The sequence below is a fragment of the Salinispora fenicalii genome (genome assembly GCF_000514815.1).
Taxonomy (GTDB): domain Bacteria; phylum Actinomycetota; class Actinomycetes; order Mycobacteriales; family Micromonosporaceae; genus Micromonospora; species Micromonospora fenicalii.
On sequence record NZ_AZWQ01000041.1, the window covers coordinates 1 to 6106 of the forward strand.

The 6106-nt window shown below is 67.9% G+C and carries 8 protein-coding genes; all 8 read right to left on the bottom strand.

Annotated features, from left to right (window positions below):
• The coding region (locus B116_RS0117665) for a DUF2637 domain-containing protein (RefSeq protein ID WP_027660836.1) at positions 1 to 1241 on the bottom strand (1241 nt) is incomplete at its 3' end.
• A complete protein-coding gene (locus B116_RS0117670) occupies positions 1238 to 1459 on the bottom strand; it encodes a hypothetical protein (protein WP_027660837.1) in 222 nt (73 codons plus the stop codon). The genes B116_RS0117665 and B116_RS0117670, both read right to left, overlap by 4 nt.
• Complete coding sequence (locus tag B116_RS28675) at positions 1459 to 1842, bottom strand: hypothetical protein (RefSeq protein WP_082312839.1); 384 nt, start codon at positions 1840 to 1842, stop codon at positions 1459 to 1461. Before B116_RS28675 ends, B116_RS0117670 begins: the two co-directional genes overlap by 1 nt.
• Positions 1839 to 2516 carry a GGDEF domain-containing protein gene (locus tag B116_RS0117680; protein WP_027660838.1) on the bottom strand — a complete coding sequence of 226 codons (678 nt, stop codon included), beginning with the start codon at positions 2514 to 2516 and terminating at the stop codon, positions 1839 to 1841. Before B116_RS0117680 ends, B116_RS28675 begins: the two co-directional genes overlap by 4 nt.
• Positions 2513 to 2830 (bottom strand): WhiB family transcriptional regulator, encoded by a 318-nt coding sequence (locus tag B116_RS0117685; protein ID WP_027660839.1) that lies wholly within the window; start codon positions 2828 to 2830, stop codon positions 2513 to 2515. The genes B116_RS0117680 and B116_RS0117685 overlap by 4 nt, the downstream gene beginning before the upstream one ends.
• 282 nt (positions 2831 to 3112) lie before the next feature.
• Positions 3113 to 3868 carry a GntR family transcriptional regulator gene (locus B116_RS0117690; protein WP_025620717.1) on the bottom strand — a complete coding sequence of 252 codons (756 nt, stop codon included), beginning with the start codon at positions 3866 to 3868 and terminating at the stop codon, positions 3113 to 3115.
• 294 nt (positions 3869 to 4162) lie between these two features.
• Positions 4163 to 4564 (bottom strand): hypothetical protein, encoded by a 402-nt coding sequence (locus B116_RS0117695; RefSeq protein ID WP_025620718.1) that lies wholly within the window; start codon positions 4562 to 4564, stop codon positions 4163 to 4165.
• Complete coding sequence (locus B116_RS0117700) at positions 4561 to 4866, bottom strand: hypothetical protein (RefSeq protein ID WP_025620719.1); 306 nt, start codon at positions 4864 to 4866, stop codon at positions 4561 to 4563. The genes B116_RS0117695 and B116_RS0117700 overlap by 4 nt, the downstream gene beginning before the upstream one ends.
• Between the last annotated feature and the right edge of the window lie 1240 nt (positions 4867 to 6106).

Sequence of the window (6106 nt, forward strand, 5' to 3'; positions counted from 1 at the left end):
CGCGTAGCAATCACCGCTTCCGCTTCCGCTTCCGCCCGGCGCATTGCTTCCGCTTCCGCCCGACGCGTAGCAGTCACCGCTTCCGCTTCCGCTTCTACCCGGAGGGCCGTTTCCGCTTCCGCCCGCGCTTCGGCGGCAGCAGTGCGTGCTTCCGCTTCCGTCAGCGCTGCCGGTGTGCCGGTGTGTGCCAGTTGCACCAGCGCGTCCAACGCCGCACCGGCCTCGCCCTTCTTGGTCGCCGCCTGCGCCGCCTTACGGGCACGACCGGCCACCTCGGAGGTCATCTTCTGCTGCCGCTTCCGCTCCCGCTCTGCCTCCGCTACCTGGCGCCGCTCACCACGCCGCGCCTCAAGCTGGGCTCTATTGGCCGCACGCCGCTGCTCGATCCGAGTCTGCTTCGCCGCGCGCCGCTCGTCGGCCTGCGAAATCAGGGCCTTCGCCCCCGGGCTGAGCCGGCCACGCACGTCCACCCGCCACGCCGCGAACGTCTCCCACGGGTAGGTCACCCACCGGCGCCACCCAAACCGCTCCGGCGGCTCCGGGATCATGCCCAAATCCCGCAACGCCGCACGGTGTCGGGCCCCGGACCGCACCTCGTAGACGATGATCCCCAGCGCGCTAAGCACGCTCAGCCCGATCGCCTTCACCGGCTCGCTGCCATGACCAATCGCGTTGATCGCCACCGCCGCCGCCGTGCAGATCCAGATCAGGCACCGGGCCACCGTCGCCCGCTCACCCCGAAGCCGCTGCTGCTGGGCAGTCAGCGCCATCGCCAACCCGGTGCCCTCAATCGCCACAGCGGCGATCACACCGACCGGCGTCGGTAACCCGTGGGACCGGGCGGCATCAACCTGCCCATACACCGCACCAGACACGGCCAACCCGTAGACCAGCCCGCAGTAGACAGCCGCAGCGTTATCCCGCACATACTCCACGCGCCGCTGCACCCACGCGCCAAGCTCCGCCCGACGGACCTGCTTGCGCGCCCGCTTCGCCTCCCGAGCAGCCTCCCGCTCCGTACGGCGCCGCTCAGCCCGATCAGCCTTAACCCGATCCCTCCGGGCCGCGAGCTGCAACTTGCCGTCCTGCATCCGCAACCGACGCTCAGCCTCCGCGTCATCGCGGGCGATCTGCTGCTCAGCGAGCAACCGCTCCCGCTCCGCAGCAGCCAAATCACGAGCCACCCGCCGGTCCTGCAACGCCAGCTGACCCAAATCCGGGCCGCCCTGCACCACCGTCACCGCGCCACCTCCCGCTCATCAGCAATCCGCGCCTCACCAGCGCCCAGCTCCCGCGCGATCTCGACCTCCGCGCACGACTGGTGGCATGCCCGCCTCTGGGCGTCACGCATCGTCGTGGGGGTATCGCAGACCCGGCAGGACAGCGGTCGGCCGTGCTCGTAGTGCTGCGGATCCGACCAGTCCAGACGCACCCGCACCAACACCCGTAGAGAGGCCATCAGCACACCTCCCCGCGCGCCCGCCGCCGCGCCCGCACCTGGGCCAGCAGCCGCCGGCCTTCCGAGTCCAGATCGGCTTCTTCTACATCGACCGCTGGCGGGTGACGGCGGTCGTCAAACCAGCGAACCAGGCGGCCACCGGCGACCACGCCGGTGACCAGGCCAACCGCAGCGACCGGCGAGAACAGCAGCACCTGCGGCACCTCGCCGGCGTAATCCGCAGCCGCCCGGCCGGCCAGTGCCGCCGCCGGAGCACCCGCCACCGCCAGCACCGCCGCGACCCGCAGCGCCCATGACCGGCCCACCACCGGAGGGGCCGAAGGCCGCGCGACCGGCCGGGCCGCCCGATGTTCCAGCTCCATATCCAGCGTGGTGGCCTTCACCGGGCCACCCCCACCACGCTGGTCAGAGCCGCCAGCTCCCGAATCCGCAGCAACGGCCGCGCTTCCACCTCCGGCAACTCGGTCAGTGGGCAGTGCTCCACCATCCCGTCCCCGCCCCGGGCCTTGACCTCGTACACAGCGGCGTCCGCCGCCGCCAGCACCCGCGACCACTCATCCCCAGCAGTCGCGTGGACCGCGCCGACACTGGCAGTCACCGTCACCGTCACGCCGGCGGCAACCTCGATCGGCGCGGCCAACGCCGCGATAGCCTCCGCGCCGAGCAGCTGCGCCAACGGAGCCGGCGACGGCGACGCCAGCACCAACTCGTCGCCACCAAGCCGCGCGACCACCGCGCCGTCAATGCCCTCCAGCAGCGCCGACAAGCGGCGCGCGATCTCCACCAGCAGCGCATCACCGGCAGCGTGACCCCACGTGTCGTTGACCTGCTTGAACCGGTCCAGGTCCACCAGGACCAGGTCGTAGGAGTCATCCGCCAGCTCAACCAGGGCCCGGCTCAAGCCCGCCCGGTTAGCCAGACCGGTCAGCGGGTCCGTAACCGACCGACGGCGAGCTTCAGACAGCCGGCCCCGCAACCCACGCACCGACCGGAAAGCCCACACATGCCCAAACAGCGACACCACGCCAGCAGCGGGAAGCAATACCTCGACGATCACCGGGCCACCTCCCCGGCATCCCGGCGAGCCTTGATCGCCTCGATCCGCTGATGCGGCGCCAAGCCGCCGTAGATCCCCTGGATCCAGTCCGGAGGAAGCTCCGCCTCCTCCCGCAACGCCAGCTCGGCGCACTCAGCCTTCACCGCGCAGCCGCTGCACGCCTTGCGTGCCTGCGCTTCCAGATCCGCCTCATTTCGCGTAACCGGGAACCACGGATCGCTGACCGCGCTGACCCTGGACTTCTTGCCGTCCGGGGCGCACAAACCTCGGCCCTGCCTCCGCTTCGCCAGCACCGACGACGACTCCGTAGTCACGGCTACAGCCCGAGGGGGCGGAGCCGCTAACCTCGTGATTGGCACGTCGATCTCCCTTCGGTTTGGATCGGATGCCTCGGGCCTCGGCGGGTGCATCCGCCGGGGCCCGTTTGTGTTGGGCAGGCAAGACCGACCGGTCCAAATAGCCCCGGTCGGTTTCGATGGAAGCCATCGGACCTAGCTCGATTGGAACCGACCTGCCTAGACAGGTCAAGTGTTTCTGCCTAGGTCAATTTTGAGTCATGCTGATTCCAAGAGAGCCGCGCCTGGTCAGCGGCCCTGTCAGGAGTTGAAGATGTACTCCAGCTCGTAAGCTGTGCCGTCGAGCACCATGTCGGTTGCCTCCACGCATCGGCCCGCAGCGTCGTAGCTCAACCGCAGAACATGGGCGACGGGCGTGCCGGGAGCCAACCCCAGCGCCTCACGCTCGGTCGGCCAGGGCATCCGCACCCGGATCCGCTCGCGGTGGCTCGTCGGGGCATGTCCGGCTTCGGCCAACCTGGCCGGAGATCCACCAGGTCCCGTGTCGATCTCTGCGATCCGGGTTCCTCGGGCAATGTCTGCGGGGTACCAGCTGGTAGCCAGCTGCACCGACCGGTCATCGTCTACAACAAATCGGCGCCGCCGACGGACGGCCAGCGCGCCGGGCGCCAAGCCCATCAAGACAGCGGTCTCGTCGGGAACAGGAACCTCGTCAACCCGTGTGTCGACTGATCGCGGGCGACGGCCGGTGTCGGCGTCCTGCACGGCGTGGCCGGCACCCCACCACTGCGCAGACAGGCGACGCGGGGAAGACCGAAGGATCCGCTCGAAAGCCCGCACATAAGCCCCGGACCCCATCCGGGTCGTCACGAGCCCCTCAGCCACCAGGGTCGCGACCGCCTTCGTCACCGTGGCACGTGTGACCTGGTACTGGCGCGCAAGCGCAGGCTGCGACGGCAGTCGATCACCCTCACTGAGCTGCCCAGTCCGAATCATTTCGCGGATGTCGTCCACGATCCGGCGGTATGGGGCAGCGCCATCCTTGTCGCCGCTCATCGCCCCCACCCTGAAAAGTGAACCTGCTTAGACAGCATTTGACTCTACGGCAAGCACCCCACGCAGATAGCGCGGCCGAGAGCCACCAGGGAACTGTCGTGTTCTCCCTGGCAGCGAACCCACCATCAGCCCGCAACAAGGACCCCCATCGCTTCGCACACATGTTCTATCCACATGTTGTGGATAGGAGAGCAGGCCTAGCCGCCACGCAACCTGGTGGGCGAGGTCACCGCTGGCGGCGCGGGCGAGCACACCGGATTTGCGGGTGTCGCCAACGCCTGGGCCGGCGGGAGGTCACTGCGGTATGTGGATGACCGGCAGGTGCTCGCCGTAGCGGGTGCCCTCTCCGGTCAGGATCGAGGCTCCTCCGTTGTCCAGTGATGCCATGACTGTGGTGGCTAGGTCGATGCGGCCGGTCAGTCCGCGCCAGTAGGACAGTTCCAACCAGTCGCCGCTGGTGGGGAGCATTGCGCAGGACTGCTGGCGTAGCAGTCGGTGCAGGTGGTCGCGTTGTTTGGGGTCGGTCATCAGCGTCAGCGTCTCGGCGACGGTGACGTCGGTGACGCCGTATCGATTTCCGTCTCGGATGACCTCGCCTATCGGCTCGGCCACGTGTATCGAGTAGGGGTAGGCAAGCAGCGCTGAGCGGTCTAGCACGAGCGTGACCGCGCCTGGAGGCTCGTCGTCGAGGCTCACGCGGCTGGTGCCTGCTGGTCACCGTTGGACAGCTCGGCCGTCATGTGGTCACGCACCCGCGCACGTAGGGCCGCCACCCGCTCTGGGGTCCACTCGGCCTCCACAGCCAGTCGGCGGGCTCGCGCTGTGGCCATGCCCTGCTCGGTGAGGTGCACGCCGGCCTCGGCCACCAGGTCGCGGAACTGCTCGAAGTTCCGGCGAGCCCGCACAGTCTCGGTGACGTATGCGGAGGCGTTGGGCTGCTGCTCCAGGGTCTCGGCCACGTCCGAGGGTACGGAGATGGTCACTCGACGCTTTGTCATACCGCTAGCCTACTCCCGTATGACTACGGAGTGCGGTGCATCACCCATCCAGGCGCGTGAGGGCAGCGTTGATCAGTTGGATGGGTCGGGTGGCGTTCACAGGCATCACGGCGAATACCTTGATCCGTATCGCGGTGGACGCGTTGCTGGCCCAGCGGTCGGCGATGACGAGGCGGCGCTGCGGGAGGCGTATTTCTGCGCGCTGGGTATCCAGGACTTCACGGTTCGCTGATGCTCTCCTTCGTCCGCCACGTGTCGTCACCGGGTCTGCCGGCGGTACCCGACCTGCGCCGCGTCATCGCCGCCCGGCCAGACGACTCCGCCACCGACGGCGACTGACCTAGGGCCCGGGAGGAGACGAAATGGCGGCGACGGAAGTAGACAACCCGGAGTTGTTTACTTATACAAAAGGGAGTACCTTTTGGTACCACCTGTGGTGCCAGTTTGGTATCACAGCGTGATGTAGTTGGAAAGAGCCCCGCCCCAGCTTTGCCGGCGTGCAGGCGGAGCCCTTCCCCGATACGGGCTCAGCTGACGGTTGTCAGTTGGGCCCGCATCCTCTTCCGGCGAGGGTTATCGCCAGAGATGTTGCGTAGGCGAGCACCTTGAGTACTAGTGCCGCCCACTCTCCGACATCCCGCCACCTGTTGGTGGTGGCCCGTCGGTACTTCCTCGGGCCCGAAGGCCCCTTGCGGTGCGTTGACACTCGTCACCGTCCCTGAGATGCAGAGGCCGGGCGTCCGCCCGACGCGCCAGGGCGGGCGTACCGACCTGTTTCTCGGAACAGAGAAATCTGTGCAGTGCACCGCGGACAACCATATAGGACAGGCGGTAGACATCAAGTCGGTGCAATACATCGCACGAGATTGGGGAGACTCTGGGGAGAGATGCCTGAAATCTGGGGGGACTCTGGGGAAAGGTGCCTGAAATCTGGGGAGCGTTGAGACACTGGCGGTCAATCACGCTACCCGAGGCCGGTGGGTCGTAGCCGTGCCAGCCCACGGCACATGACCCCGGATACGGCTGTTGGCCGGCACCCGTGTCGGGTGCCGGCCAACAGTTTCTTTCCCCCTTGAGGGTTAGGTCTGGTGGTGGTGCCGGGGTCAGCTGGTCCAGTGCTCGGCCACGAGGTCGGCGGCCTGGGTCTCCCACTGGGCGTAGTGGAACGGGTAGGCCGACACCTGCACCGTCTGGGCGGCCTCGGTCAGGGGCATGTCCTGCCAGCCCTCGACCTGCTTCA